The following is a 24,996-nucleotide window of genomic DNA, read 5'->3' as shown; positions in this document are numbered from 1 at the left end:
CGCCCGTGACGGGCACCGTCTACGCAGCAGGAGCGGTGTGCTGGCGGATCATCGAGGGCCGCCCGCACATCCTCGTGATCCACCGGCCGCACCGCCGGGACGTCAGCCTGCCCAAGGGCAAGGTCGACGCGGGCGAGTCCCTCCCGGAGACCGCGGTCCGCGAGATCCGCGAGGAGACCGGGCTCTCGGTGGCGCTCGGGGTGCCGCTGGGGTGCACCGAGTACACGCTGCCGAGCGGGCGCCCGAAGGCCGTCTACTACTGGGCGGCGCAGGTGACCGAGAAGGCCGTCCTGGCGTCCGACTTCCTCCCGAACGACGAGGTCGAGGCGCTCGAGTGGGTGACGCTGAAGCGGGCCCGGAGCTACCTGACCTATTCGCACGACGTGACGATCGTCGACGAGTTCGCCCGGATCGCCGCACGCGGTGCGCTCGAGACCTTCGCGATCGTGGTCCTGCGGCACGCGAAGGCGGTGCCCGCCTCCTCCTGGGACGGCCGCGACTCCACCCGCCGCCTCACCGGGCGCGGCCGGGTCGAGGCCGCTGCCGCCGCTCAGGCCGTGGCCGCCTGGCGCCCGCGCCGCCTCGTCTCGAGCACCGCCAAGCGCTGCCGGTCGACCATCGCCCCGCTGTCCGGTCTGGTCAGGAAGCCGGTCAAGCTGCGCGACGACCTCAGCCAGGAGGCGCACGAGCAGGGCACCGCCGACGTCCGCGCCCTGGTCGGCAAGCGGGTCCGCGCCCGCCGCACCGCCGTCCTCTGCAGTCACCGGCCGGTGATCCCCGAGATCCTGCGCGAGATCGCCCTCGCCACGGCGACTCCTCTCGGCGCCTACCTCGACGAGGCGGCAGCGCTCCCGACCGGGGGCTTCGCCGTGGTGCACCTCTCCACCGGCCACCCCGGCTCCGGCATCGTCGCGATCGAGACGCACACGCCGCTGGCCTGACCGCCCGGGCGCGCTGCGCGACCGGCTCGACGGGTCCGTCCGCACCGGGCCGGTCGCGCAGCCGGGACGCGCCCGTCGCACCGCGCCTTCCCCGCGGCCCCGTCGCTCCGCAATCCCCGAGGCGGACCCGTTCACCGCGCGTTCACCGAGCGGTCGGTGCCAGGACACGACCCCTCCGTACTCTCGCTCGCGGGCTGCACCAGGCCCTGTTCTGTTTTCCACGCTTTCCTACCCGAAAGGGATACTTGTGAGATTCTCGCGTCTCGGCCAGGCGGCCGTCGTCGCCGCCGTCGCAGCGATCACGCTGACCTCCTGCGCTGCCAACGAGGCACCGGCCGCAGGCGGCAGCTCCGGCTCCGCCACCACCTCCACGCTCTCCGGCACCATCACCGGGATCGGCTCGTCCGCTCAGGGCACCGCGCAGACCACCTGGGCCGCCGCGTTCCAGACCGCGAACCCCGAGGTCACGGTCAACTACGACCCGCAGGGCTCCGGCGCCGGCCGCACCAACTTCATCGACGGCGCCGCCGACTACGCCGGCTCCGACTCCGCGCTCAAGGACGAGGAGCTCGCGGGCACCTTCGCCGCGTGCGCCCCCGACACCAAGGCGATCGACCTCCCGGTCTACATCTCGCCGATCGCGGTCATCTTCAACGTGGAGGGCGTCGACGAGCTCAAGCTCGACGCGGCCACCATCGCGGGCATCTTCAAGGGCACCATCACCTCCTGGGACGCCCCGGAGATCAAGGCCCTGAACCCCGACGCGACCCTCCCGTCGGCGAACATCACCTCCGTGCACCGCTCGGACGACTCGGGCACCACGCAGAACTTCACCGACTACCTCGCGGCCACCGCGAGCGACGTCTGGGACGCTCCCGCCGCGCAGACCTTCCCGTACCAGAGCGGTGACGGCGCCAAGGGCACCTCGGGTGTCGTCGACGCGGTCAAGAACGGCACCAACACGATCGGCTACGCCGACGAGTCCGGCGCCCAGGGCATGGACATGGCGCAGCTGAAGGTCGGCGACGCGTTCTCGACCATCTCGGCCGACGGAGCCGCGGCGGTCGTCGCCGCCTCGCCCATCGCCGACGGCCGCGAGGACAACGACCTCGCGATCAAGATCGACCGCACCGGCACCGAGGCGGACGCCTGGCCGATGGTCCTGGTCAGCTACCTCATCGTGTGCCAGGAGTACGCGGACGCCGACAAGGGCGAGGTCGTCAAGTCCTTCGCCTCCTACGTCGCGAGCGAGGAGGGCCAGGAGGCCGCCGCCGCTCAGGCCGGCTCCGCTCCCCTGAGCTCCGAGCTCGCCTCGACCGTCGCCACGGCGATCGAGTCGATCAAGTAGTCCCACCGGCAGGGCCCGTCTCGCAGCACGATCCGCGGGACGGGCCCCGCCTGTGCCGGGCTCGACCCACCGGACGCCCCCTCCGAGCCCTAGCATCTCCCTGTGCGCCCCGCCGAAAACCTCGTCTGAAGAGAGTCCCCTGGAATGGCAACTGAGACCGTCGTCCGCCCGAAGGCGAAGGTGCGTGTCGGAGATCGGGTCTTCTCGATCTCGACCGTCGCCGCCGGTTCCCTCATCCTCCTCGTCCTCGCCGCCGTCGCGATCTTCCTCATCGCGCAGTCGATCCCCGCGTTCACCGCGCCGGCCGGCAGCCTCCCCGGCGACGCGACGAGCTTCTGGGCCTACGTCGGCCCCCTGGTCTTCGGCACGGTCTGGTCGGCGGTGATCGCCCTGGTGATCGCCCTGCCGCTCTCGATCGCGATCGCCCTCTTCATCTCGCACTACGCGCCGCGCCGCATCGCGATGGCCCTCGGCTACGTGGTCGACCTTCTCGCCGCCGTCCCCTCGGTGGTCTTCGGCCTCTGGGGCGCGACCGTGCTGGCGCCGATGGTGCAGCCCTTCTACCTCTTCCTCAACGTGAACATCGGCTGGTTCCCGCTCTTCGGCGGCCAGGCGTCGGGCACCGGCAAGACGATCCTCACCGCCTCGGTGGTGCTGGCCGTCATGGTCATCCCGATCATCACCGCGGTCTGCCGCGAGATCTTCCTCCAGGCCCCGCGCCTGCACGAGGAGGCGGCGCTCGCGCTCGGCGCGACCCGCTGGGAGATGATCCGCATGGCCGTCCTGCCCTTCGGCGCTCCGGGCATCGTCTCGGCCGCCATGCTCGGCCTCGGCCGGGCCCTCGGCGAGACGCTCGCCGTCGCGATGGTGCTCTCGCCCGCGACGGTCGTCTCCTTCCTCCTGCTCACCTCGCAGAACTCGAACACCATCGCCGCGAACATCGCGCTGCAGTTCCCGGAGGCGAGCGGAGTCGGCGTCAACGTCCTCGTCGCCTCGGGCCTCATCCTCTTCGTCATCACCCTCGTCGTGAACTCGGTCGCGCGGTTCATCGTCAACCGCCGCAAGGCCTTCTCGGGAGCCAATTGATGTCCGCCGCCACCTCGTCGATGCCCTTCTCGCTGCAGGCGGGCAAGCTGCCCAAGGGCACCCCCTGGATGCTGCTCGTCGGCAGCTGGGTCGTGTTCGCCGCCGTCTTCCTGATCCTCCAGGCGGCCGGCATGATGAACGACTTCAGCCTCGTCGGCGCGATCTTCTGGGGCACCGTCCTCTTCGACGTCGCGATCTACGTGGTCTCGCGCCTGGTGGAGGGCGGCCGCAAGGCCGTCGACCGCCTCGTGACCTCTCTGGTCGCGACCGCGTTCATCATCGCGCTGCTCCCGCTGATCTCCCTGCTCTACACGGTCGTCTCCAACGGAGTCGCGCGGTTCGATCCGCTCTTCTTCTCCTCGTCGATGCGCAACGTCATCGACGCGGGCGGCGGCGCGCTCCACGCGATCATCGGCACGCTCGAGATCACGGCCATGGCCGCGCTGATCTCGGTGCCGATCGGCCTGCTCACCTCGATCTACCTCGTCGAGTACGGCCGCGGCCACCTCGCCCGGGCGATCACCTTCTTCGTCGACGTGATGACGGGCATCCCCTCCATCGTCGCGGGCCTGTTCGCCTACGCGCTCTTCGCGCTGCTCCTCGGCCCCGGCGTCCGGATGGGCTTCGCCGGCTCGATCGCCCTCGCCGTGCTGATGATCCCCGTTGTCGTCCGCTCGTCGGAGGAGATGCTGAAGCTGGTCCCGAACGAGCTGCGCGAGGCGTCCTACGCCCTCGGCGTGCCGAAGTGGCTGACCATCGTCAAGATCGTGCTGCCGACCTCCATCGCCGGCATCACGACGGGCATCACCCTCGCGATCGCCCGCGTCATCGGCGAGACCGCCCCGCTGCTCATCGTCGCCGGCTTCACCGCGTCGATGAACTACGACCTCTTCAGCGAGCGGATGATGACCCTCCCGGTCTTCGTCTACACGCAGTACGCGAACCAGGGCCCCGACGCCGAGGCGTTCCTCAACCGGGCCTGGACCGGCGCGCTGGCCCTCATCCTGATCGTCATGGCGCTGAACCTGGTCGCCCGCCTGATCGCGAAGATCTTCGCCCCCAAGCTCGGCCGCTGACACCCACCACTCGGCTCCGGCCGGAATCCCCGAAGGAAGCAATGTCCAAGCGCATCGAGGTCAACGACCTCAACGTCTACTACAGCCAGTTCCTCGCGGTGGAGGGCGTCTCGCTCGCCATCGAGCCCCGCACGGTCACCGCCTTCATCGGCCCGTCCGGCTGCGGCAAGTCGACCTTCCTCCGCACGCTCAACCGCATGCACGAGGTCATCCCCGGCGCACACGTCGAGGGCGAGGTCCTGATCGACGGCAACAACCTGTACGGCCCGGGCGTCGACCCGGTGCAGGTCCGCCGGCAGGTGGGCATGGTCTTCCAGCGCCCCAACCCGTTCCCGACGATGTCCATCCGGGACAACGTGCTGGCCGGCGTCAAGCTCAACAACCGCCGCATCTCGAAGTCGGACGCGGACGCGCTCGTCGAGCGCTCGCTCCAGGGCGCGAACCTCTGGAACGAGGTGAAGGACCGCCTCGACAAGCCGGGCTCCGGTCTCTCCGGCGGCCAGCAGCAGCGTCTGTGCATCGCCCGCGCGATCGCCGTCTCCCCCGACGTCCTCCTGATGGACGAGCCCTGCTCGGCCCTCGACCCGATCTCGACTCTCGCGATCGAGGACCTCATCGAGGAGCTCAAGAACGACTACACGATCGTCATCGTGACCCACAACATGCAGCAGGCCTCGCGCGTCTCGGACCGCACCGCGTTCTTCAACATCGCGGGCACCGGCAAGCCGGGCAAGCTCATCGAGTACGACGACACCGCGACGATGTTCTCGCGGCCGTCCGTCCAGGCGACCGAGGACTACGTCTCGGGCCGCTTCGGCTGATCCGCCGCAGACGAGAGCGAGCCGCGTCCCTCCGGGGTCGCGGCTCGCTCTCGTTCCACCGCGTTCCCTCCGGGAACGAGAAGAGCCGCACTCCGTCAGGGGAGTGCGGCTCTTCTCGTGTTCGGGCCGTCAGGCGATGTCGATCGCCAGTATCGGATCGGTGGTCGGAGTCGGCGAGCCGCCGGCGTCCTCGACCGTCACGGCGACGACTCCGCCCTCGGTCAGGCTCCCCTCGAGCGGGGCCACGGTGCTGCCCTCTCCCCCGTCGAACGTCCCTGCGGCGACCGGACCGGATGAGCCGATGTACCAGAGCTCGTAGGTCTTGTCCTCCGGCAGCGGCGCCAGGTCGTCCACCACGAGGGCGGAGCGGCCGAGCGAGCTCGACCAGACCAGCGTCGCCTGCTCGCCGGTGGCGACCGTGCCGGTCGTCTCCTGCGCGTCGGGGGCGCTGCGGATCTGCTCCAGAGCCGTCTGCTGCTGCGTCTGGCCGGGGCCGGACGAGAGCAGCGGCGGAAGGGTCACTCCGCCGACCACGATCACCGCGGCGGCCGCGGCCGCCGAGAGGTAGACCGCGGGGCGGGCGAACCATCGGCTCCGGGCGCGGTTCGCGGCGCTGCCGCCACCGTCCCGGCGAGCCGTCGGACCGCTCCGCTCGCCCTCGGAGGCGACGGGGACCAGACGGGGCGCGGCGGGCGCCTCGTGGTCCTCGTCGGGCTCCTCCAGCGGCAGCTGCGGAGTGGTGGCGATGAGCGCCATCAGGTCGGCCTTGAAGCCCGGCGAGGGCTCCACGGCGGGTGCGTCGGCGACCAGCGCCTCCGCCACCTCGGCGAACGCGTCGGCCTCGCCGCGCGCCTCCGGGTGCTCGGAGAGGAAGCGCTCGTAGCGCTCCTGCTCCTCGGGCGTCAGGATGCCCAGTGCGTGACCCGCCGCGAGATCGCGCGGGTCGTCCATCCCGTCGGGGAGTCGCACATCGTTCACAGGGCCACCCCCATCTCTTCTCGAAGTCTGATCATTCCGTCACGCAGGCGTGTCTTGACGGTTCCCACGGGGCACTGCAGGATCCCCGCGATCTCGCTGTGCGAGTATCCGCCGTAGTAAGCGAGCTGCAGCGCCTGCCGCTGCAGTTCCGTCAGGCGGCCCATGGCGGCCGCGACCTTCTCGTGCTCGAGGGACACCTCCGCCTGCTCGGAGACCTGGTCGTAGTCGCGTCCGAGGTCTCGGATTCCGATGCGCATGTCCCGATCACGGCCGGCTTGAGCCGCGCGGACCCTGTCGATGGCCCTGCGGTGTGCCATCGTGAGGATCCAGGTCGTCGCGCTCCCTTTATTCGGAGCGAAACGCCCAGCGGTTTGCCAGATCTCGAGGAAGACCTCCTGGGCCACCTCCTCGGACTGGGAGCGGTCGACGAGGACGCGGATGATCAGGCCGAGGACCCGGCCGGCCATCTGGTCGTAGAGCGCGGCGAACGCGGCCTGCTCTCCCCCGGCGATGCGCTCGAGGAGGACAGCCGCCTCCGCTGTGGTGTCGTCCGTCATCAGCCCCGCCTCGCCCGCGCCCGGGCTGAAAGATTCCGCGTCATCCAGAAGGCTGTCACGGCCAGGCCTGCAACGACGACCGACACCTCGATCGGATGCGTCACGAATCGGACATCCAGCGCCAACGTGCCGATCGGCACGAGCGCAGGGTCGCCCAGCCGGGGGGCCAGCCAGAGCGAGATCACGGCCACCGCCGCAGCGGTGATGCCCGGATAGCTGCGCGGGCGGATGAGGACCCAGAGCCCGGCGAGCACGTCGAGGACCGCGAGGACGCGCATCACCGTGCCCTGCGAGAGCGAGACCCCCGCGGCGAACTGGGCGCCCTCCGCGTCGTCGACGCTCGGCGCGGCGAGGAGGTAGAGGGCGGCGACGACCAGCAGCCCCGCCCCTGCCCAGACGCGCGCGCCGATCCGGAGAGCTCTGCTGTTCTTCATTCCGCTGGCGCCTGTCTGTGGGGACTCGGGCGAGGATCGACTCCTCCTGGGCCCTCGCCTCGCGCACCGTGGCGGCGATGCGAGCAGAGAAGGGGCCGGACCGCAGGAACGCCTCTCGGCGCGAGGCCGCTCGAAGCGGCTATAAGTGGAGCCCGGGGTTACTGCGATCCGGCTTCCGCCAGTCTACCAAAGGCCTCCGCGGTGGCGGCGAGCGGCGTTCGCAGTGGGTGAACGCGGGTTGCGCGTCACTCCAGGGAGTCGCTCCGCCACAGCCGCGCGCAGCTCACGAGCTCGGCCGCGGTGGTCGAGAGGCGCAGGGCGCGGGTGGTCAGCTCGCTCGCCCGGGCGGGGTTCACCGGCTCCACGTCGTCGGCGACCGAGACGGCTCCGGAGGCGCTCACGCGGCAGAACGCCGCGGCGCGGTCCAGTGCCACCGCGAAGTCGCCGTCGAAGACGCCGCGGAGGATCCGGTCGGCCAGCTCGGTGATCTCGGCCGGCCCCGTGGGAGTGCTGGCTCCGGCGACCACCGGGTCGATCGTGGCGGACAGCTCGACTCCGCGCTGGTAGAGGAAGCTCGTGCTCTCCGGGTCCTGCCGGATGACCAGCCGCAGCAGGTAGATCCGCCAGAGGGCGCCCGGCAGGCTCGCCGCGCTGGAGCGCGCCCAGAGCTCGGCGAGCGCGTCGATGCCGTTGTGGTCGGTGTACTCGACCAGGCGGTCGATGACCACCGGGTCGGGGTCGTTCCGGACACGGCTCAGCAGCGCGATCGCGGTCTCGTGGGCGACACGGCTGATCTGCGCCGGGTCCTCTCCTCCCTGGAACGCCTCGAAGACGTGGGAGGGGAACTTGGTCGGCTTGTGGAAGCCGTCTGTCATGGGGCCGCCTTCCGCGGTCGTGCGCGCGGACGCTCTCGCGCTCGCGCTCCGTAGGGGGTTCGAGGAGGGTAACGCCCACGGCTGGACGGGTATGCCCGCGCGGAGGACGCGGTCCGCTCCGGGATCGTCCGCGGTCCGGGCCGCACCTGCTCCGGGCCGCACCTGCTCCGGGGGCGTCGACGGCCCGCTACCCTGGAGCGCGCGGGCCTCTAGCTCAGTTGGCAGAGCAGCGGACTTTTAATCCGCGGGTCGTCGGTTCGAGCCCGACGGGGCCCACCACTAACGGCGCGGAAGTAGTGCTCTTTCAGCGGCCCGGTCAGGCAGCAACCCCTCCCAAAACCCTCGAGATGCGTGCGTCGCTGTACAATCCGGCGTCCCTGTACGATCTGACTGTTTGGAATGCCCAACAGAGGAGCGCGGCGCGTGCCTGAGCTACGAATTAAGAACCTTGGTCCCGTGCGGAAAGCTCTCGCGAAGGCGGCGCGAACCGACGAAGCCACAGCAGCAACTGTCGTGGATAGGTACGTTGAGCTGCGGCCTGGGCTGCAGGACAAGCTCGAGGCCGAGCGTCACCATCTGCTCACCGGGCGCCGAGGGACCGGTAAGTCCACATTGCTCTTCGTGTTGCGTCATCACCTGAAAGAGCAGGGTGTGTCGGTTTTGACCATTGACATGGAAAAATTCAATGGTCGAAAGTATCCCGACGTGCTGATTGAGGTACTCATCGAGCTTCTCAGCTCTATTCGCCCGAGGTGGAATCCCTGGTTTCTAGGACCAAAATACAAACTCCGCCGCAGAAGCCGTCGACTCGAGCGCGTCCTCCAGACAATGCTGAGCGATCCGCAGGCACTTACACACACGCTGTCCCGGCAACAGTCGAGATCTCGAGGGGCTTCAATGGATGTTGCGATCAACGCAGTCTACGAGGAACAGCGAGCGAAGTTATCGGCTAAAGGCTTGAAGGAGAGAACCGAAGGTCGAAGCGAGTCTGCTCAATATGAGGTGTTGAAGATTGATCGCCTCAAATCGTTGGCGAACGATACTTCGAAGCTCATAGGTCAGATCATCCAGAAGTCAAGCAATGGAAGCGCAGTAGTCTTTCTGGATGATTACTATTTCGTTCCGTATGATGACCAGCCGTTCGTCCTTTCGTACCTTCACCAAGTCTGCAAAGGGACCGGGATTTGGCTGAAGGTCGGAGGAGTAGGTTCACGTCTGAAGCCATATGTCGACGGTAATCCGCCGGTTGGAATGGAGCCTAGCCAGGACATCAGCGAAGTCGCGCTTGATGTCACATTGGCAGAGTTCAATACAGCTCAACGGTTTCTCGAGGCGATGCTAGACGGCGTGATCCACCCACATGTGAGTACGAAGGATCTCTTCACCGAAGATGCCCGAGCGCGGATGATCCTGGCCTGTGGAGGGGCGGTGGCGCGAGACTACATCACATTGACAGAGGGAGCCCTTGACGAGGCCGTCGAGCGAATGAGCAAGGGTGGTGACTACACCGACGAGAGTATCGTCAAGATCTGGGCGGTTGACATCCAGAGCGCCGTCAAGAAACAAATGAACATCAAGGAAAAGGAAGCCTTCCAGCGCGACGCAGGATCAGACGCATCAGCGCTGAGCAATCGATGGAACGACATATGTGATTTCGTCCGGTCAACAGATGACCTCTTCATCCTCGTGCCTCAGGCAGACCTAGAACGCGAGCCTTGGGGAAAAGAAGTACAACAACTGGAAAACCTTCGACTGATCCATCGAATCAAAGATACAATTCCTAATGCTAAGAGCTGGCAGGGCGTTAAGACAATGGTCTTCATGATCGACCTTGGCCAGTTGCCCAATGTGAGACTGAGCAAAAAGATTCCCCAATTTTGGTCCAGCGTGGCAGATTTCAACAGCTTAAGGCGGGCAGCGTGGGTCTACACCCCTGACTGGAGGCAGGATCCGACGACGGCGCTGGCACCCACGGCGAATATCGCCTCTCCGCCCTCGGTCGCCACAAGTCCTGCGTTCGAGCCAAATGATTCGAAGACTACCGAGCAGTAAAGGCGTCGAACTTGGCGATGTGTAAGGTGTAGTCGGTTGCGTAGAGGTGGGCATAGATTGTGTCCGTCGTGGTCACGCTCGAGTGCCCGAGCCACCGGCTCACCTCGTACGGCTGAAACCCGGCCGCTAGCCATAGCGACGCGGCGGTGTGGCGGAGGTCATGGACGCGCATGTCCGGCAGCTTCGCGGCGGCGAGCGCGGGCGGAAGTAGTTCCGCCGGAAGCTCGCGTTGTCCATCACCCGCGAGTAGTCCGGCGCGTGCTTCCCGCCGACCGCCCGGCCCGGCCTGAACAACGCCGACGGGTCGCCGGAGTGCGGGTGCTGAAGAAGGTACCGGCGGAGGTCCCGGATGAGTCCGCTGTGCATGAGCCGGACGTCGCGGGTCGAGCGCTTCGATTTGGGCGTGCCGGCCACGCACTCCCCCGCGACGTGCTGCATCGTCTGAGGGACTTGTACGTGGCCTTGGGTGACGTCGACGCCCTGGACGCGGAGCCCGGCTAGCTTGCCTGCACGGAGGCCCGTGTACGCGGCGGAGCGGACCAGCAGATCGTACGGCCCCGAATCGGAGAGCTTTCCGGCGAGCGCTTCGACCTGAGCCGTCGTGAGTAAGGTCGGCGCGACCTGACCAGCGTCGTGATTCTTCGGCAGCTTCACCCCGTCGCGGGGGTTGTAGGAGATGAGCCGGTCGTGGAGGGCGTGCCTACAGACCTTCCGGAGCGCGACGTAGCAGTGGTGAACCGTCATCGGCGCCAGGCCTTCGGCGTGCAACTCCCCGATCCACGTCTGGACTTCGGCTCGCGTGAGGGTCGCTATCCGTCGTTTCCCAAACCGCGGCAGCACCCGGCCCGAGTAGAGCAACTCCGCCGACCGGTAGGTGCGAGGCTTGAGCTCCGGCTTACTCGCTGCGAGCGAAGCCGTCACGACCTCCGCGACGGTCTTCGAGTTCTTCACGAGCGGCTCGGTACTCGCTCCTTTTTCCAACTCCGACTCGACTTTCAAGGCGAACCGTTCGGCCTCGCGCTTCGAGAGGAAGGTGCGCTGCTTGCACCCGCCGTTCCCGTCGCGCCACCGGCACTCGTACGCGGTCCCGCCCTTCCGCTCGACCGCTCGGACGTTCGCCATCAGATTGCCCTTCGGAGTTCGTGGTCGTGAGCGAAGGTGCCGAGCGGCCGCTCCTTCTCGGTAGGGTGCTGCCAGACGTATCGGCAGAAGATCGTTCGGGTCGCGCGACGGTAGATGTTCGCGCGAGAGATGCGGGTGACGACGGCCGGGTGGTCGCGGCTCTCGATGATGACGTCGCCGACCTTTAAGCGGGAGGCGGCTACGTATCGGATGTGCGGCCGGTACTCGATCCGCATGTCGGGGTTAGGAGGTGGCGGCGCGACGTAGAGGCCCGCTGCGAGCGGCGGCGGGCGAGAACTTCACGCGGACACCTCCGCCTTCGTCGCCCAGCGCCGGACAACCCCGCCGATCAAGGAGTGTGTCCATCGAGCGGCTCCGCTCGACGTGGGGACGTCGTCCGCGTTCAGGCTGCGGGCGATCGCCGACAGCGACGCACCGGCGGCCTTCCGCTTGAGGATGAACGCTTGGAAATCTGCGCGTATGGTCGAGGGCTTCCCGAGCTGGATGCCGCGGGCGCGCTTCAAGACCAGCGCCGCCTTCGTCCGCTCCCCAATCATCTCCCGCTCCCACTGCGCTATCTGCACGACCATCCGGGCGATCGGGCGCCCGGTCGCGGTGCTGGTGTCGAGGTCGAAGTCGAGGACGGCGATCGACCAGCGCTGACGCCGCGAGACGGCGAGCAGCTCCCCAAAGTCCATGACCGGCCGCGAGAGCCGGTCGAGCTTCGCCGACATTAGCCCGTCGGCGATCCGATCCTGTCCCGTCCGAAGCGCCGAGAGAGAGGATTGCAGCCCGGGGCGGTCGGTGGACTTTCCGGAGATACCGTCGTCCTCGTACAACCCGACCATCTCCCACCCGTTTCGCTCTTCGACGAGAAGGATCGCGGCGCCCGTTCCAGCGCCCTTCGTCCACGGCGGCGTCGAACGCGACCGAGCACGGCGGTACGGACGACGGCTCGAACCCGCTCTCGAGCGCGTGGCACTCGATGTCGGCCGCAGAGCAACGCCCGAGATCGTCCGGCAGCGCGGCGACCGCTCTCCCTCGAGCGAGACCGCGGCGGACCGAGTCCGCCGCACGCAGGCGGGCGGATATATTGGCCAAAGCGCACGCTGAGCACCCAGCCCGGGCCGCTCCTAGTCATGTGCGGAGTAGCCTTACTCCACCAGGCGGCTGGCCGTTCTCTCCCTCCCATACATCGGCCGTGTCGAGAACGGCAAGTGAAACGTCACTTTCGGCTCCAGCCTTGGTCAGTCCGAAGTGCTAAAGATCGCGTCCGAGCTTCTCCTCGGCGCTTCGCCACCACTGATCAGGTAACGGAGATTCGGCAAGCCGGAAATGATGGCACGACGGGCAGTACCAACCGATCTGATGGCCAATCGGAGCCAGCCGCGCAGAATCACCGCAGTTCGGGCAAGGCCTCGGCTCGTCGTACTTTGAGAAGTCCAAAGCGTAACCACTGTCGACTCGGTCCGTTGTCTGAGAGAGCTCCTCCCAGCGACGCCTCTTAGCCTTGGCGCTCCTCGAATCTCCTCTCACCCAGTCGACGTTCTTTTGGCGCCTGACGTGGCCGGACGCCAGGAGTAGGTCGGCTGCGGTCGAGGGATCAATCCGAAGTCGTCGCGCGACCTCCGATTGGGGCCAGACGGCCTTCGTGTCCAGAAATTCGGTAAGCGCCCAGGGTGCGTCCATCCCAGTATCTGAAAGCTGACGGACGGCCAGTCGCGCGGCCCGTTCTAGCGTCGCCCTTGTGATTTTTTTGGCGGCGACATCTCGTCCGATATCGATGCCCAGCCCCGCTGCAAGGTCGGGCAGCAAAACCACCCCCTGGTCCAGGAGCCACTTCACGATGTCGACGACGACCCAGCCGCGGCCAAGCCCTTCGTTAAATTCCAGGTTGACTACCTGGACGGAACCCTGGACGTATCCGGCTTCACTGGCGCGACGAAGGTCACCGTACGTGACGTCGCCCATCGCGAGGTCGGTCTTGAAGACTTCGCCCCCACCCCCCACCCCGCACCCCGAACGCAGGCCACTGCGACGTCCCTTCGCTGTCTTCAAGGCTGCTCACGAGATATGCAAGCCTGTTCAACTCACGAGTCTCAGACCTGTACCCTGCGATTTGAACTGATCTCATAGTCAAGGATTGAATCGGCTCATTGTCCTCGACCGTTAAAGACACAACAAGAAACTTAGACCCGGCCTCACTCTCGGTCCAGCCGTCAGCGGGGTGCCGCCATATTCTGATCTTATCCATCGTCTGCATAGGTGAAGGATAGAGGTTATGTGACGGGTAGACCACTGCCCAAACCCGCGAACTTCTATGGCCACCAATTGCACTGCACCGTGCTGATCCGAGCCGCGCAGAGGTCCGCCGCGGCTACCTCGCCGCACGGCACCTAACCCAGCATTTGCACGAATGGCGACCTGCGGTGCGTCCGGCTGGTGTTGGATTACCAGCGGGCGAGCGGGGAGACCGTCCCTCGAGCCGCGGGTCGTCGGTTCGAGCCCGACGGGGCCCACCACTCGACCGCCTGGTCGCGCTTTCCGGACAGTGCCAGGGCCCAGCCAGGTCGCCGCACTACCGTGCAGAGGTGCTGACCGTCCTCCGCGTCCTCCTGCGCCGGCCTCGGCTGTGCGAGGCGTGCCGCGTCCGGCCGGCCCGCCGCCGTGACCCGTTCTGCTCGACGGACTGCGCGAAGACGTACTACCTCTACCTCTGACGCCTCGTCCGGGCCGCGGTGCTCCGCGACGGCGTCACTCGTGGCAGAGCGACCACACCTCGTCCGGGTAGTCGCGGACCTTCTCGCCGACGAGCAGGCGCCAGCGGCCGTCATGGTGCTCGAGCAGGCGGCCGGTGACGACCTCCGAGAGCCAGTCGGAGTCGATCCGGTACCAGCGGACGAGGCGGACGGTCGTCGCGGTGTGCGAGACGCGAGTCGTCATCGCGGGAGTCCCTTCTCGAGGAGGGAGCGGGGTGCTGGAACCAGCGCGGCGTTCGACGCGCGAGCGGGGGGATGACCCGCACCGGGACGACTCCGTTGTCGACCGGCCGGGAGACTGCGGCGGGCATCCGGCGGACCGGATGCCAGGAACTCTAGACGACCGCGCGGACGGTGTCTGTCCCGTCGCCGGTCACAGCGGAGCGGCTCCGTTCAGCGGACTCAGGGCTGGACGGTGCAGCCGGCCGGGCGCGTCTGCCGGAACGCGGTCGCTTCGCGGGTGCGGGAGCGGAGCCTCCTCGCGCGGCGGCGGAGGAGTCGCTCGCTCGGGCCGAAGGCGCCGGATTCGAGGAGCTGGCGGAGGGACAGGGTCACCTGCCGGGCCAGACGGGGATCGATGCGGCCGGGGATCCGGATCGCGTCGATGAGGTCGAGGGCGTTGCGCGTGGTGCGGGAGATCGCCATGACGGAACCCTAGGGACGCCGGGGCGCGGTGTGCGCGCCCCGGACGGGGGCGCCGACGGGGACTGATGCTCAGCCCCGGGGCGCCCCGGCGGGATCAGTCGTGCCCGTTGCTCCCGTCGCCACGGCCCGTGGAGGACTGCAGGCGGTCGATGTGCTCGGAGGCCTGGGCCTTGGTGAGGTCGGCGGGCAGGGTCTCGCCCGCCTCGCGCGCGAGGGTGTCGAGGTAGCTGCGCTGCGGGCCGGTCATCGGCTCGTCGCCGGTGACCCAGTCGGACGGGTCCTTGCTGGCGCTGGTGTCGCTGCCGTCGTCGGCACGGGCGCCGAGGACGTCGCCCTCGGTCTTGACATCGGGATCGGTGGTGTTGTCATCGCTCATGGTGCGACCGTACGCCCGACCACCGACGCCGACGAGGGCTTGCGGAGCGGGCCCGGGCGCCCCGCTTCACGAGCCGAGCAGCGCGTGCGCGACGGTGAAGATGACCAGCCCGGCCAGGGAGCCCACGACGGTGCCGTTGATCCGGATGAACTGGAGGTCCTTCCCGACCTGCAGCTCGAGCTTCTCGGACGTCTCGCGCGGGTCCCAGCGGTGGATGGTGTCGCCGATGATGCTGGCGATGTCGGTGCGGTAGCGGTCGACCAGGTTGGCCGCGACCGATCCGATCCAGGAGTCGACGGTCGCCGCCAGACCTGCGTCGGTCGAGAGCCGGCGGCCCAGATCGACCACGATCGACTCGATGCTGCCGCGGAGGGGGCTCGACGGGTCGTCCATCGCGCCGAGGAGGGAGGCCTTCGTCGCCTCCCAGGCGTCCCCGGCGAGCTCGCGGACGCGCGGGCTGTCGAAGGCGCGGTTCTTGATCTCCTCGACCCGGGCGATCAGGTCGGGGTCGGTGCCCAGATCCTGCGCGAGCGTGGCGAGGTAGCCGTCGATCGCGATCCGGAACGGGTGAACCTGGTCCTCGCGCACCGCGGCGACGAAGACGAGAGCCTCGCGGTACAACCGCTCGTCCACCGCTCGGCTGACCGCGGAGGGCAGCCAGCTCGGCAGGCGGCCGCTGACCATGCGGGTGAAGCTCTGCGGGTTCGCGGTCAGCCACGCCTCCGCCTGCTCCACCAGCGTGTCCACGAGGCGCCGGTGGTGGCCGGCCTCGACCACGGTGCCCACCAGCGAGCCCAGCGGCGGGCCCCACTGCGGGTCGAGGAGGTGGCGCCGCGCCAGCGCCTCGATCACGCGCTGCACATCGGAATCGTCCAGCAGGGCGATCGCCGAGCGGACGGCCGCCGCGCTCTCGCCGCCGACGCGGTGCGCGTTCTCCGGCTCGGCGAGCCAGAGCCCCGCCCGCCGGGCGATCCCGAAGGAGTCGAGCTTCTCGCGCACGATGGCGCCGCGGAGGAAGTTCTCCTCGACGAACTGCGCGAGGCTCGCGCCGATCTCGTCCTTCTTGGTCGGGATGATCGCGGTGTGCGGGATCGGCAGGCCCAGCGGCCGCCGGAACAGCGCGGTCACGGCGAACCAGTCGGCGAGCGCGCCGACCATCCCGCCCTCGCTCGCGGCCCGGACCCACTGCAGCCACGGGTAGCGCTCCTGCAGGGCGAACGACACGGCGAAGACGACGGCCATCACCACGAGCAGGCCCGTGGCGAGCCGTTTCATCCGGACGAGGGCGACGCGCTTGGCCTCGTCGTCGCGCCCCACCGCCGCGAGGGTGGTCATGACGCGGCGGGGAACCCCTCGTGGCGGATGCCCCACGCGACGGTCCACTCCTCGCCCGGCTCGAGCCAGCGCAGGCCCTGCCCGCTGTTGAACGCCTCTGCAGGAGCGGTCATCGGCTCCACGGCGATCGCGGTCTTCACGTCGTCGCCGTCGGGGAAGATCCGGGTGATGAAGACCTGGATGAAGTTGTGGGACGCGTCGGCCCAGAGGAGCACGCGGCGCCCGTCGGCGGCGCGGAGGCCGTGCACGCTCTCGCCGTCGACCATCCGGACGTCGGCCCAGGCGTCGTCGAGCTCGAGGTCGCCGATGCGGCGGCCGGAGCGGAGGTCCCACTCGGTGCCCTCGACCGGGTTCTGCACGGTGGGGTTGAGGCGCTCGTCGACCTCGATGTGCACCGCCGCGTCGACGGTGATCTCGAGCTCGTCGGTCGGGACGTCCCCGATGGCGAGGAAGGGGTGCGTGCCGATGGCGACGGGTGCCTCGTCGGCTCCGACGTTGACGACGCGGTGGACGACCTTCAGCCCGTCGGCCTGCAGCTCGTAGCGGACCGAGGTCTCGAGGTGGAACGGGTAGCCCGCCTGCGGCACGACCGGCGCGGCCAGCTCGACGAAGGAGGGGCCCTGGTCGACGAGGCGGTACGGGGTGCTCACCAGGAGGCCGTGGATGGCGTTGTGGTACTTCGGCTCGGTGATCGCGAGCTGGAGCGTCTCGCCGCGGTGGTGCCAGCGCCCGTCCTTCACGCGGTTGGGCCAGGGCATCAGGACGATGCCCGAGCCGAACGGCGGGACGGTGCTCTCCGGGTAGGAGGCGGTGATCTCCACTCCGTCGACCGAGAGGTGGCGCAGCGCTGCGGCCACCTCCGTCACGACGGCGTGCAGGGTGCGTCCCTCGGCGGTGAGGTCGAGGGAGAACTGGCGCCCGGTGGCGGGGGCGGGGGTGAAGTCGGCCATTCCTCGATCCTACGGACTGACGCGCTCGCCGAGCGTCCGGCAGCGGGTGACCGCGAGCCCCGCCTCCTCCAGAGCGGCGACGAGTCCGTCGGCGGCCCCCGCCCCCGTGAGCAGACGGTCGAACTCGTCGGGAGCGGCGACCCGGCCGAGGTCGACCACTCCGAGCTTCGAGGAGTCCGCGACCACGACCCGGCGGGTCGCCGCCTGCAGCATCCGGCGCTTCAGGGTCGCCTCCGGGAGGTTGACGTTGGTGACGCCGGCCTCGGGGTGCACGCCGGTGCAGCCGATGAAGGCGATGTCGGCGCGGATCCGCTCGAGCAGCTCGGACGCCAGCGGCTCGACCAGCGAGTGCTGCAGCGGCCGCAGAGTGCCCCCGGTGACGACGACCGTGAAGCGCGGGATGGCCGGCTCGAGCGCCAGCGCCGTGGAGAGGCCGTTCGTGATCACCGTGACGTCGCGCAGCTCCTCCCGCGCTACGAGCGCGCGCGCGATGGCGAGCGGGGTGGTGCCTACGTCGAGCACGATGCTCTGCCCGGAGGAGACGGAGGCGGCGGCCTCCTCGCCGATCGCGGCCTTCTCGTCGGAGGCGGCGCTCAGGCCCTCCTCGAGCGAGCGCTCGCCGGTGGGCCTCGGCGCCGGGATCGCCCCTCCGCGCACCCGCTGGAGGACGCCCTCGCTCGCGAGCAGGGCGAGATCGGAGCGGACCGTGACGACCGAGACCCCGAGCATGTCGGCCATCGGGGCGACCCCGACGAAGCCCGAGCTCTCGGCGGCCAGACGCAGCCGCAGCCGGCGCTCGATCGCCGACGTGGACTCCTGCTCGCCGTCCGTCCTCATCCGCCCATCGTGCCCGCGGGCCGGTGGACTTGTCAAAGGGAAAACGAGCTTTCCTTTTCGAAGGTGCGGCCCTAGTCTGACTCCTGCCATGAACGAAGCGATCACACTCTCCGCCGGCGTCGTCAAGCGCCCGCACACGCTGGCCGACGGCCGCGAGCTCCTCTACTTCGACGACGCCGACACGACCCTCCCCCCGGAGCGCGCCGCCGACGCCCGCCACCTCGACCCCCGCCCCGCCACCGCGCGGATGCGCCAGGACGTGCTGACCGGCGAGTGGGTCTCCATCGCCGCGTCGCGCCAGAACCGCGTGTTCCTGCCGCCGGCCGAGCTCGATCCGCTCGCCCCGGCGTCGCCGACGAACCCGTCGGAGGTGCCCAGCCGCTACGACGTCGCCGTCTTCGAGAACCGCTCCCCCTCCTTCGGCCCGCTCCTCGAGGACGCGGACGCGCCCGCCTCCCTGGAGGACCTGCGCACCCTCGGGCTCGGCCGGACGCTGACCAGCGTCGGCCGCTGCGAGGTCGTCTGCTTCAGCCCCGAGCACGAGGGCTCGTTCGCCACGCTCAGCGCCTCCCGCGCCCGGACAGTGGTCGAGGCCTGGGCCGACCGCGTGGGCGCCCTCTCGGCCCTTCCCGGCGTGCAGCAGGTCTTCCCGTTCGAGAACCGCGGCGAGGCGATCGGAGTCACGCTGCACCACCCCCACGGGCAGATCTACTCCTACCCCTACGTCACACCGCGCACGACCCGTCTGCTCGCCTCGCTCGACAGCTACGGGCCGTCGATGTTCGCCGACGTCCTCGCCTTCGAGCAGGCCGGCGAGCGCGTCCTCCTCCGCGGCGAGCACTTCACCGCGTTCGTGCCGTTCGCCGCGCGCTGGCCCGTCGAGGTGCACCTCCTGCCGCACCGCCACGTCCCCGACCTGGCGGCGACCACCCCGGAGGAGCGCGACGAGCTCGCTGTGATGTACCAGCGCCTGCTCCGCGGCATCGACGCCCTCTACGACACCCCGACGCCCTACATCGCCGCCTGGCACCAGGCCCCGGTGCACGAGCGCCGCGACGAGGTGCGCCTGATGCTCCAGATCACCTCGCCCCGCCGCGCCGAGACGAAGCTCAAGTACCTCGCGGGGAGCGAGGCCGCGATGGGCGCCTGGATCGGCGACATCGCCCCGGAGACGAGCGCAGCGGCCCTGCGCGCGGCCATCGAACGGGCCGACGCGGCCGTGCTCGAGGCCGGGATCGCCCAGCGCCCCGACGCGGCCCTGCCGGTCGCCGCGCACAGCGACGACTCGCTGCCCGGCGGCGCCGCCACTCCCGCAACGACCGCCGCCGACATCGCCGAGGAGAACCGATGACCGCCGCTCCCGCCTCCCTGACCGCCGTCGCCGAGAGCGCGGCCGACGCCTTCGAGCGCACCTTCGACCGGCCCGCCGCGGGCGTCTGGGCCGGCCCCGGCCGCGTGAACCTGATCGGCGAGCACACCGACTACAACGACGGCTTCGTCTTCCCCTTCGCGATCGACCGCGCCACGGCGATGGCCGTCGCTCCACGCGAGGACCGCCTGATCCGGATCAGCAGCGCCTTCTCGCCCGAGGTGGTCGAGGTCGCCCTCGACGAGCTCGGCCCCGGGGCCGTGACCGGCTGGTCGGCCTACCCGCTCGGCGTGGTCTGGGCGCTCACGGAGTACGGCGTCGACCTGGGCTCCCGCTCGGGCTTCGACGCGTACGTCGACTCCGACGTGCCGGTGGGCGCGGGGCTCTCGAGCTCAGCGGCGCTGATGTGCGCGATGGCCGTCGCCCTCGACGAGCTCTGGCACCTCGGTTTCGACCGCGCGACGATGGCCCGCGTCGGCCGTCGCGCCGAGAACGTCGCGGTCGGCGCCCCCACCGGGATCATGGACGAGTCCGCCTCCCTCTTCGGGAAGCGCGACGCCGCGGTGTTCCTGGACTGCCGCAGCCTCGACACCGAGGTCGTCCCCCTCGGCTTCGAGGAGGCCGGCCTCGTCCTGCTCGTCGTCGACACGCGCGTCGAGCACGCGCACGCCACCGGCGGCTACGCCGAGCGGCGCGCCTCCTGCGAGCTCGGCGCCGCGATCCTCGGCGTGCCGTCGCTCCGCGAGCTGACGGTCGACGACCTGCCGCGCGCCCAGGAGCTCCTCGACGACGTCACCTACCGGCGCGTGAAGCACGTCGTGACCGAGGACGTCCGCGTGCTCGAGACCGTCCGCACCCTGCGCGAGCACGGTCCCCGGGCGATCGGCGATCTGCTCGACGCCGGCCACGTCTCCCTCCGCGACGACTTCGAGATCTCGGTGCCCGAGCTCGACACCGCCGTCGAGGCGGCGCGCGGCGCCGGAGCGATCGGCGCCCGGATGACCGGCGGCGGCTTCGGCGGCTCCGCGATCGCCCTCACCCCGGTGGAGAAGGAGGAGGAGGTCCGCGCCGCGGTCCTCGCCGCCTTCGCCGAGAAGGGCTTCACGACTCCGGAGCTCTTCCTGGTCACGGCCGCCGACGGCGCGGGTCGGGTGCTCTGACCTCTGCTTCCGTCGACGCCCCCTGCGACCTCGCGTCGCAGGGGGCGTTCCTCGTCCAGCCGCTACGGCGCTGGATCCGGCGGAACGACGGCGCGCGCTTCTCCCCCGGTGACCCGAACCAGCTCGGCGAAGCTCGTCGGGTAGACGGTGTGCGCGTGCCCGGCCGCAGCCCAGACCACGTCGTAGGCGGCGAGGGCCGTGTCGACCACGGTGCGCAGCGGCGCGGGATGGCCCACCGGCGCGATCCCGCCGATCGTCTGGCCCGTCGCGGACTTCACCTGCGCGGCCGGCGCCCGGGTGATCGATCCGCCCAGCTGCACGCCCAGCCAGGCGGTGTCGACGCGGTGGCCGCCGCTGGTCAGGACCAGCAGCGGCGCACCGTCGATCAGGAACACGAGCGAGTTGGCGATCTGGCCGACGTCGACGCCCAGCGCCTCGGCCGCCAGTGCCGCCGTCGACGCGGCCGAATCGAGCCAGCGCACGGTCGGGTGCACGCCGTGCCGGTCGAGGTCGGCGAGGACGCGGTCGACGGCCGGGTGCCTCCGTTCGCTCATGCCGCCGAGGCTAGCGCCCCGGCCGCCCTCACTTCTCGAACGTGGAGGCGTCGATCACGAAGCGGTAGCGGACGTCCGAGGCGAGGACGCGCTCGTAGGCCTCGTTGATCTGCGAGGCCGAGACGACCTCGACCTCGCTCGCGATGCCCTTCTCGGCACAGAAGTCGAGCATCTCCTGGGTCTCGCGGATGCCGCCGATGCCCGAGCCCGCGAAGGAGCGACGGGCGCCGAAGAGCGTGAAGACGTGCAGCGGCAGCGCCTCGGCCGGAGCGCCCACGTTCACCATCGTGCCGTTGCGGCGCAGGAGCCCCAGGTAGGCGTCGAGGTCGAGGGGCGCGCTGACCGTGTTGACGATCAGGTCGAAGGTGTTCGCGAGATCGGTGAAGGTCGCCTCGTCGCGCGTCGCGTAGTAGTGGTCGGCGCCCAGGCGGAGGCCGTCCTCCTTCTTGCTGAGGGTCTGCGAGAGCACGGTGACCTCGGCGCCCATCGCGTGCGCGAACTTGACGGCCATGTGGCCGAGCCCGCCGAGGCCGACGACGGCCACGCGCTTGCCGGGGCCCGCCTCCCAGTGCGAGAGCGGCGAGTAGGTCGTGATGCCCGCGCACAGCAGCGGAGCGGCGGCCTCGTAGGGGATCGACTCCGGAACGCGGAGCACGAAGTCCTCGACGACGACGACGTGCGTGGAGTAGCCGCCCTGGGTGATGGTGCCGTCGCGGTCGACGGAGGCGTAGGTGCCGGTGTTGCCCTTCAGGCAGTACTGCTCCTCGCCCGCGAGGCAGTTCTCGCACTCGCGGCAGGAGTTCACCATGCAGCCGACGCCGACGCGGTCGCCGACGGAGTGCTTGGTGACCTCGGAGCCGACCTCGGCGACGACGCCGACGATCTCGTGGCCGACGGTCAGCGGGTACGCCACCGGTCCCCAGTCGCCGCGGACGGTGTGGATGTCGGAGTGGCAGATGCCGGAGTAGGCGATCTCGATGAGCACGTCGTGCGGTCCGACGTCGCGGCGCTCGATGGTCGTGGGGACGAGCGGCTCGGTCGCGGAGGGGGCGGCGTAGGCGGTGACGGTGAGCATGGGTTCTCCTCGTGGGGCGGGGCGCGCTCCGAGGACGTGTCCGACGGGGTGGGGGACGCGAGAGCGCCGGGCCACGCTACCGGCAGGCGGCTGGGCGTCGCCCCCGAGCGCGGTCCGGCGCGGGTCCCGTGGCGCGGGACCGGTCAGCGCAGGGCGCGCTCGGCCGCCGTCACCACGTTGTGGATGAGCATCGCGCGCGTCATCGGGCCGACGCCGCCGGGCACGGGCGAGAGCCAGCCCGCGACCTCCGCCACCTCCGGCGCGACGTCGCCGGTCAGCTTCGCGCGGCCCGTCTCCGGGTTCTCGACCCGCGTGATGCCCACGTCGAGCACGGCGGCGCCGGGCTTCACCCAGTCGGCGCGGATGAGCCCGGGCACGCCCACGGCGGCCACCACGATGTCGGCGCGGCGCACCTCCGCGGCGAGATCGGCCGTGCGGGAGTGGGTGAGGGTCACGGTGGCGTCGAGGCCCTTCCGCGTGAGCAGGAGCCCGAGCGGACGGCCGACGGTGAGCCCGCGGCCCACGACGACGACGTGCCGGCCCGAGGTCGGGATGCCGTGGCGCTGCAGCATCTCGACGATCCCGTTCGGCGTGCAGGGCAGCGGGCTGTCCAGCTCGCCCTCGACGCCGAGAACCAGGCGGCCGAGGTTGGTGGGGTGCAGGCCGTCGGCGTCCTTGTCCGGATCCATGAGCTCGAGCATCGCGTTCTCGTCGATGCCCTTCGGCAGCGGGAGCTGGATGATGTACCCGGTCACGGCCTCCGAGTCGTTGAGCTGCCGGATGGCGGCGCGGATGTCGTCCGCCGACGCGGTCGCGGGGAGGTCCACGCGGATCGACTCGATCCCGACCTCCGCGCAGTCGCGGTGCTTGCCCGCGACGTACGAGCGGGAGGCGGGATCGTCCCCCACCAGCAGCGTTCCGAGCCCGGGCACGACGCCCCGCTCGCGCAGAGCGGCGACCCGCTCCGCGATCTCCGTCTTGACCGCCGTCGCCGTCGCGACGCCGTCGAGTACCTGTGCCGTCATCTCGGGCTCCTCGGTCGTGGCGCGGCGGAGGGGGACGGTGCCCCGGCCTCCGCCGCGCGGGTGGTGCAGCGGATCGACTACAGCCCGGGGTAGAGCGGGAAGTCGTCGGTGAGGCGGGCGACACGGCCGCGCAGCGCCTCGAGGTCGGCCGAGGGCTTGAGCGCCTCGGCGATGACGTCGGCGACCTCGGTGAACTCCGTGTCGCCGAAGCCGCGGGTCGCGAGCGCCGGCGTGCCGATGCGCAGGCCCGAGGTGACCATCGGCGGGCGGGGGTCGAACGGCACGGCGTTGCGGTTGACCGTGATGCCGACCTCGTGGAGGCGGTCCTCGGCCTGCTTGCCGTCCAGCGGCGAGTCGCGCAGGTCGGCGAGGACGAGGTGGACGTCCGTGCCGCCGGTCAGGACGTCGATGCCCTCGGCCTTCGAGTCGGCCGCCGTGAGGCGCTCGGCGAGGATCTGCGCGCCGCGGATGGTGCGTGCCTGGCGATCGGCGAACTCGGGCTCGCCGGCGAGCTTGAACGCGGTCGCCTTCGCGGCGATCACGTGCATGAGCGGGCCGCCCTGCTGGCCGGGGAAGACGGCCGAGTTCAGCTTCTTGGCATACTCCTGCTTCGCGAGGATGAGCCCCGAGCGCGGGCCGGCCAGCGTCTTGTGGACGGTGGTGGTCACGACGTCGGCGTAGGGCACCGGCGACGGGTGCAGCCCCGCCGCCACGAGGCCTGCGAAGTGGGCCATGTCGACCCAGAGCTTCGCGCCGACCTCGTCGGCGATGGCGCGGAACGCCTCGAAGTCGAGCTGACGGGGGTAGGCGGACCAGCCGGCGATGAGCACCTGCGGGCGGACCTCGAGGGCCTTCTCGCGGACCGCGTCCATGTCGATGCGGAAGGTCTGCGGGTCGACGCCGTACGCGGTCGCGTTGTAGAGCTTGCCCGAGAAGTTCAGCTTCATGCCGTGGGTCAGGTGGCCGCCGTGCGCGAGCTCGAGGCCGAGGATGGTGTCTCCGGGCTGCACGAGCGCGGCGAGCGCCGCGGCGTTGGCGGAGGCTCCGGAGTGCGGCTGGACATTGGCGAACTCGGCGCCGAAGAGGGCCTTGGCGCGGTCGATCGCGAGCTGCTCGGCGATGTCGACGTACTCGCAGCCGCCGTAGTAGCGGCGGCCGGGGTAGCCCTCGGCGTACTTGTTGGTCAGGACGGAGCCCTGCGACTCGAGGATCGCGCGCGGCACGAAGTTCTCGCTCGCGATCATCTCGAGGTAGCCGCGCTGGCGGTCGAGCTCCTGCTGGAGCACGGCGGCGATCTCGGGGTCGACCACCGACACGGGCTGGTCGAACGAGGCGGCGACGCCGGGGCTGGCGGGGGAAGAGGACACGGACGCTCCTTGGCTGGGAAACGGAAGGGGCCCGGCAGGTCGCTGCGGCGCGACACGGCTCGTTCGGGCGACCCGATCTACGGTATCCGTTCCAGCCCAGGCGTGCGGCGGGAAAAGTGTCCGGGGCGCTGCCCCGGAGGAGGTGCCGCTCCCTGATGGTCACCCATCCGAACGCCAGTCGCGGCGGGCTCACTCTAGCAAGCGGGCCGGGTGGCGCGGGAGTCGTGCCAGTCGGGGGCGGGCACGCGCGATCG

Annotated in this window: 28 protein-coding genes and 1 tRNA gene; 10 read left to right on the top strand and 19 right to left on the bottom strand. The window is 69.9% G+C overall.

The features are described 5' to 3' along the window. The first annotated feature begins 5 nt into the window (after positions 1–5). From C5C59_RS04190 to pstB, 5 genes are all read left to right on the top strand, one after another. Positions 6–941 (top strand): NUDIX domain-containing protein, encoded by a 936-nt coding sequence (locus C5C59_RS04190; RefSeq protein ID WP_104238733.1) that lies wholly within the window; start codon positions 6–8, stop codon positions 939–941. Positions 942–1,188: 247 nt separating this feature from the next. Then, entirely contained in the window at positions 1,189–2,289 is a 1,101-nt protein-coding gene (gene pstS / locus C5C59_RS04185) for a phosphate ABC transporter substrate-binding protein PstS (RefSeq protein WP_104224704.1), read from the top strand. A 144-nt stretch (positions 2,290–2,433) separates the two neighbouring features. Further along, positions 2,434–3,375 carry a phosphate ABC transporter permease subunit PstC gene (gene pstC, locus C5C59_RS04180; RefSeq protein WP_104227270.1) on the top strand — a complete coding sequence of 314 codons (942 nt, stop codon included), beginning with the start codon at positions 2,434–2,436 and terminating at the stop codon, positions 3,373–3,375. Then, positions 3,375–4,451: a phosphate ABC transporter permease PstA gene (gene pstA, locus C5C59_RS04175; RefSeq protein WP_104224706.1), complete on the top strand. Its 1,077-nt coding sequence runs from the start codon at positions 3,375–3,377 to the stop codon at positions 4,449–4,451. The genes pstC and pstA overlap by 1 nt, the downstream gene beginning before the upstream one ends. Positions 4,452–4,492: 41 nt before the next feature. Then, positions 4,493–5,272: a phosphate ABC transporter ATP-binding protein PstB gene (pstB, locus tag C5C59_RS04170; protein WP_104224707.1), complete on the top strand. Its 780-nt coding sequence runs from the start codon at positions 4,493–4,495 to the stop codon at positions 5,270–5,272. A gap of 129 nt (positions 5,273–5,401) precedes the next feature. On the opposite strand, the gene C5C59_RS04165 is transcribed toward pstB, so the two are convergent. The 4 genes from C5C59_RS04165 to C5C59_RS04150 all read right to left on the bottom strand — a co-directional run bounded on the left by C5C59_RS04165 (position 5,402) and on the right by C5C59_RS04150 (position 8,116). Further along, on the bottom strand, positions 5,402–6,250 hold the full coding sequence (locus C5C59_RS04165) for an anti-sigma factor domain-containing protein (RefSeq protein ID WP_146076502.1): 849 nt from the start codon (positions 6,248–6,250) through the stop codon (positions 5,402–5,404). Beyond that, positions 6,247–6,807 carry an ECF RNA polymerase sigma factor SigK gene (sigK, locus tag C5C59_RS04160; protein WP_104224709.1) on the bottom strand — a complete coding sequence of 187 codons (561 nt, stop codon included), beginning with the start codon at positions 6,805–6,807 and terminating at the stop codon, positions 6,247–6,249. Before sigK ends, C5C59_RS04165 begins: the two co-directional genes overlap by 4 nt. Continuing rightward, positions 6,807–7,241, bottom strand: coding sequence for a hypothetical protein (locus C5C59_RS04155; protein WP_104224710.1), 435 nt, complete (start codon positions 7,239–7,241; stop codon positions 6,807–6,809). Before C5C59_RS04155 ends, sigK begins: the two co-directional genes overlap by 1 nt. A gap of 245 nt (positions 7,242–7,486) precedes the next feature. Next, a complete protein-coding gene (locus C5C59_RS04150) occupies positions 7,487–8,116 on the bottom strand; it encodes a DNA-directed RNA polymerase subunit beta (RefSeq protein ID WP_104227273.1) in 630 nt (209 codons plus the stop codon). 203 nt (positions 8,117–8,319) lie between these two features. Between C5C59_RS04150 and C5C59_RS04145 the strand changes: the two genes are divergently transcribed. Together C5C59_RS04145 and C5C59_RS16985 are read left to right on the top strand one after the other, a co-directional pair. Next, positions 8,320–8,395 (top strand) — tRNA-Lys (locus C5C59_RS04145). 144 nt (positions 8,396–8,539) lie between these two features. Then, positions 8,540–10,168 (top strand): hypothetical protein, encoded by a 1,629-nt coding sequence (locus tag C5C59_RS16985; RefSeq protein ID WP_146082838.1) that lies wholly within the window; start codon positions 8,540–8,542, stop codon positions 10,166–10,168. Here C5C59_RS16985 and C5C59_RS17725 read toward each other — a convergent pair. From C5C59_RS17725 to C5C59_RS16980, 5 genes are all read right to left on the bottom strand, one after another. Continuing rightward, positions 10,155–10,340 (bottom strand): tyrosine-type recombinase/integrase, encoded by a 186-nt coding sequence (locus C5C59_RS17725; RefSeq protein ID WP_104238734.1) that lies wholly within the window; start codon positions 10,338–10,340, stop codon positions 10,155–10,157. The genes C5C59_RS16985 and C5C59_RS17725 overlap by 14 nt on opposite strands. Further along, positions 10,295–11,290: a site-specific integrase gene (locus tag C5C59_RS04135; protein ID WP_104238735.1), complete on the bottom strand. Its 996-nt coding sequence runs from the start codon at positions 11,288–11,290 to the stop codon at positions 10,295–10,297. The genes C5C59_RS17725 and C5C59_RS04135 overlap by 46 nt, the downstream gene beginning before the upstream one ends. Beyond that, positions 11,290–11,526, bottom strand: coding sequence for a hypothetical protein (locus tag C5C59_RS04130; protein ID WP_104238736.1), 237 nt, complete (start codon positions 11,524–11,526; stop codon positions 11,290–11,292). The genes C5C59_RS04135 and C5C59_RS04130 overlap by 1 nt, the downstream gene beginning before the upstream one ends. Before the next feature lie 63 nt (positions 11,527–11,589). Beyond that, positions 11,590–12,366 (bottom strand): recombinase family protein, encoded by a 777-nt coding sequence (locus C5C59_RS04125; RefSeq protein ID WP_258062570.1) that lies wholly within the window; start codon positions 12,364–12,366, stop codon positions 11,590–11,592. 184 nt (positions 12,367–12,550) lie between these two features. Beyond that, the gene (locus tag C5C59_RS16980) at positions 12,551–13,261 is read right to left on the bottom strand and encodes a hypothetical protein (RefSeq protein WP_146082839.1); all 711 of its coding nucleotides are present in this window, start codon (positions 13,259–13,261) and stop codon (positions 12,551–12,553) included. A gap of 620 nt (positions 13,262–13,881) precedes the next feature. Between C5C59_RS16980 and C5C59_RS17535 the strand changes: the two genes are divergently transcribed. Next, on the top strand, positions 13,882–14,010 hold the full coding sequence (locus C5C59_RS17535; RefSeq protein ID WP_258059535.1) for a hypothetical protein: 129 nt from the start codon (positions 13,882–13,884) through the stop codon (positions 14,008–14,010). Between the two features lie 34 nt (positions 14,011–14,044). Here the strand turns inward: C5C59_RS17535 and C5C59_RS04120 are convergent, their stop codons facing one another. The 6 genes from C5C59_RS04120 to C5C59_RS04095 form a co-directional block, all read right to left on the bottom strand. Beyond that, a complete protein-coding gene (locus C5C59_RS04120) occupies positions 14,045–14,233 on the bottom strand; it encodes a hypothetical protein (protein ID WP_104238738.1) in 189 nt (62 codons plus the stop codon). A gap of 218 nt (positions 14,234–14,451) precedes the next feature. Further along, positions 14,452–14,694, bottom strand: a complete 243-nt coding sequence (locus C5C59_RS04115) for a hypothetical protein (protein ID WP_104238739.1) — start codon at positions 14,692–14,694, stop codon at positions 14,452–14,454. 94 nt (positions 14,695–14,788) lie between these two features. After that, complete coding sequence (locus C5C59_RS04110) at positions 14,789–15,070, bottom strand: DUF3072 domain-containing protein (protein ID WP_104224714.1); 282 nt, start codon at positions 15,068–15,070, stop codon at positions 14,789–14,791. 66 nt (positions 15,071–15,136) lie between these two features. After that, a complete protein-coding gene (locus C5C59_RS04105; RefSeq protein WP_104238740.1) occupies positions 15,137–16,405 on the bottom strand; it encodes a DUF445 domain-containing protein in 1,269 nt (422 codons plus the stop codon). Next, positions 16,402–17,355 (bottom strand): aldose 1-epimerase family protein, encoded by a 954-nt coding sequence (locus C5C59_RS04100; protein ID WP_104238741.1) that lies wholly within the window; start codon positions 17,353–17,355, stop codon positions 16,402–16,404. Before C5C59_RS04100 ends, C5C59_RS04105 begins: the two co-directional genes overlap by 4 nt. Positions 17,356–17,364: 9 nt before the next feature. Then, positions 17,365–18,192 carry a DeoR/GlpR family DNA-binding transcription regulator gene (locus tag C5C59_RS04095; protein ID WP_104238742.1) on the bottom strand — a complete coding sequence of 276 codons (828 nt, stop codon included), beginning with the start codon at positions 18,190–18,192 and terminating at the stop codon, positions 17,365–17,367. Between the two features lie 88 nt (positions 18,193–18,280). Here C5C59_RS04095 and galT point away from each other — a divergent pair, with 88 nt between their 5' ends. Both galT and galK read left to right on the top strand, forming a co-directional pair. After that, on the top strand, positions 18,281–19,543 hold the full coding sequence (gene galT / locus C5C59_RS04090; protein WP_104224718.1) for a galactose-1-phosphate uridylyltransferase: 1,263 nt from the start codon (positions 18,281–18,283) through the stop codon (positions 19,541–19,543). Next, positions 19,540–20,721 carry a galactokinase gene (gene galK, locus C5C59_RS04085; protein WP_104238743.1) on the top strand — a complete coding sequence of 394 codons (1,182 nt, stop codon included), beginning with the start codon at positions 19,540–19,542 and terminating at the stop codon, positions 20,719–20,721. Before galT ends, galK begins: the two co-directional genes overlap by 4 nt. Before the next feature lie 62 nt (positions 20,722–20,783). Here the strand turns inward: galK and C5C59_RS04080 are convergent, their stop codons facing one another. From C5C59_RS04080 to glyA, 4 genes are all read right to left on the bottom strand, one after another. Then, positions 20,784–21,275, bottom strand: coding sequence for a YbaK/EbsC family protein (locus C5C59_RS04080; RefSeq protein WP_104238744.1), 492 nt, complete (start codon positions 21,273–21,275; stop codon positions 20,784–20,786). A 28-nt stretch (positions 21,276–21,303) separates the two neighbouring features. Then, the gene (locus C5C59_RS04075; protein ID WP_104233905.1) at positions 21,304–22,350 is read right to left on the bottom strand and encodes an NAD(P)-dependent alcohol dehydrogenase; all 1,047 of its coding nucleotides are present in this window, start codon (positions 22,348–22,350) and stop codon (positions 21,304–21,306) included. 143 nt (positions 22,351–22,493) lie between these two features. Further along, a complete protein-coding gene (locus tag C5C59_RS04070; RefSeq protein WP_104227279.1) occupies positions 22,494–23,375 on the bottom strand; it encodes a bifunctional methylenetetrahydrofolate dehydrogenase/methenyltetrahydrofolate cyclohydrolase in 882 nt (293 codons plus the stop codon). Positions 23,376–23,452: 77 nt separating this feature from the next. Beyond that, the gene (glyA, locus tag C5C59_RS04065) at positions 23,453–24,742 is read right to left on the bottom strand and encodes a serine hydroxymethyltransferase (RefSeq protein WP_104224723.1); all 1,290 of its coding nucleotides are present in this window, start codon (positions 24,740–24,742) and stop codon (positions 23,453–23,455) included. Positions 24,743–24,996: the final 254 nt, after the last annotated feature.

Source organism: Rathayibacter sp. AY1F4, from assembly GCF_002931775.1.
Taxonomy (GTDB): Bacteria; Actinomycetota; Actinomycetes; order Actinomycetales; family Microbacteriaceae; genus Rathayibacter.
This window is presented reverse-complemented; position numbering and strand designations above follow the sequence as displayed.

Bases quoted from the DNA above. Each gene is read 5' to 3' on its own strand.
- pstC (WP_104227270.1), top strand. From the start codon at position 2,434: ATGGCAACTGAGACCGTCGTCCGCCCGAAGGCGAAGGTGCGTGTCGGA.
- pstA (WP_104224706.1), top strand. From the start codon at position 3,375: ATGTCCGCCGCCACCTCGTCGATGCCCTTCTCGCTGCAGGCGGGCAAG.
- pstB (WP_104224707.1), top strand. From the start codon at position 4,493: ATGTCCAAGCGCATCGAGGTCAACGACCTCAACGTCTACTACAGCCAG.
- sigK (WP_104224709.1), bottom strand. From the start codon at position 6,807: ATGACGGACGACACCACAGCGGAGGCGGCTGTCCTCCTCGAGCGCATC.
- C5C59_RS04155 (WP_104224710.1), bottom strand. From the start codon at position 7,241: ATGAAGAACAGCAGAGCTCTCCGGATCGGCGCGCGCGTCTGGGCAGGG.
- C5C59_RS04150 (WP_104227273.1), bottom strand. From the start codon at position 8,116: ATGACAGACGGCTTCCACAAGCCGACCAAGTTCCCCTCCCACGTCTTC.
- C5C59_RS17725 (WP_104238734.1), bottom strand. From the start codon at position 10,340: ATGCGCGTCCATGACCTCCGCCACACCGCCGCGTCGCTATGGCTAGCG.
- C5C59_RS04135 (WP_104238735.1), bottom strand. From the start codon at position 11,290: ATGGCGAACGTCCGAGCGGTCGAGCGGAAGGGCGGGACCGCGTACGAG.
- C5C59_RS04130 (WP_104238736.1), bottom strand. From the start codon at position 11,526: ATGCGGATCGAGTACCGGCCGCACATCCGATACGTAGCCGCCTCCCGC.
- C5C59_RS16980 (WP_146082839.1), bottom strand. From the start codon at position 13,261: ATGGGCGACGTCACGTACGGTGACCTTCGTCGCGCCAGTGAAGCCGGA.
- C5C59_RS04120 (WP_104238738.1), bottom strand. From the start codon at position 14,233: ATGACGACTCGCGTCTCGCACACCGCGACGACCGTCCGCCTCGTCCGC.
- C5C59_RS04115 (WP_104238739.1), bottom strand. From the start codon at position 14,694: ATGGCGATCTCCCGCACCACGCGCAACGCCCTCGACCTCATCGACGCG.
- C5C59_RS04110 (WP_104224714.1), bottom strand. From the start codon at position 15,070: ATGAGCGATGACAACACCACCGATCCCGATGTCAAGACCGAGGGCGAC.
- C5C59_RS04105 (WP_104238740.1), bottom strand. From the start codon at position 16,405: ATGACCACCCTCGCGGCGGTGGGGCGCGACGACGAGGCCAAGCGCGTC.
- C5C59_RS04100 (WP_104238741.1), bottom strand. From the start codon at position 17,355: ATGGCCGACTTCACCCCCGCCCCCGCCACCGGGCGCCAGTTCTCCCTC.
- C5C59_RS04095 (WP_104238742.1), bottom strand. From the start codon at position 18,192: ATGAGGACGGACGGCGAGCAGGAGTCCACGTCGGCGATCGAGCGCCGG.
- galT (WP_104224718.1), top strand. From the start codon at position 18,281: ATGAACGAAGCGATCACACTCTCCGCCGGCGTCGTCAAGCGCCCGCAC.
- galK (WP_104238743.1), top strand. From the start codon at position 19,540: ATGACCGCCGCTCCCGCCTCCCTGACCGCCGTCGCCGAGAGCGCGGCC.
- C5C59_RS04080 (WP_104238744.1), bottom strand. From the start codon at position 21,275: ATGAGCGAACGGAGGCACCCGGCCGTCGACCGCGTCCTCGCCGACCTC.
- C5C59_RS04075 (WP_104233905.1), bottom strand. From the start codon at position 22,350: ATGCTCACCGTCACCGCCTACGCCGCCCCCTCCGCGACCGAGCCGCTC.
- C5C59_RS04070 (WP_104227279.1), bottom strand. From the start codon at position 23,375: ATGACGGCACAGGTACTCGACGGCGTCGCGACGGCGACGGCGGTCAAG.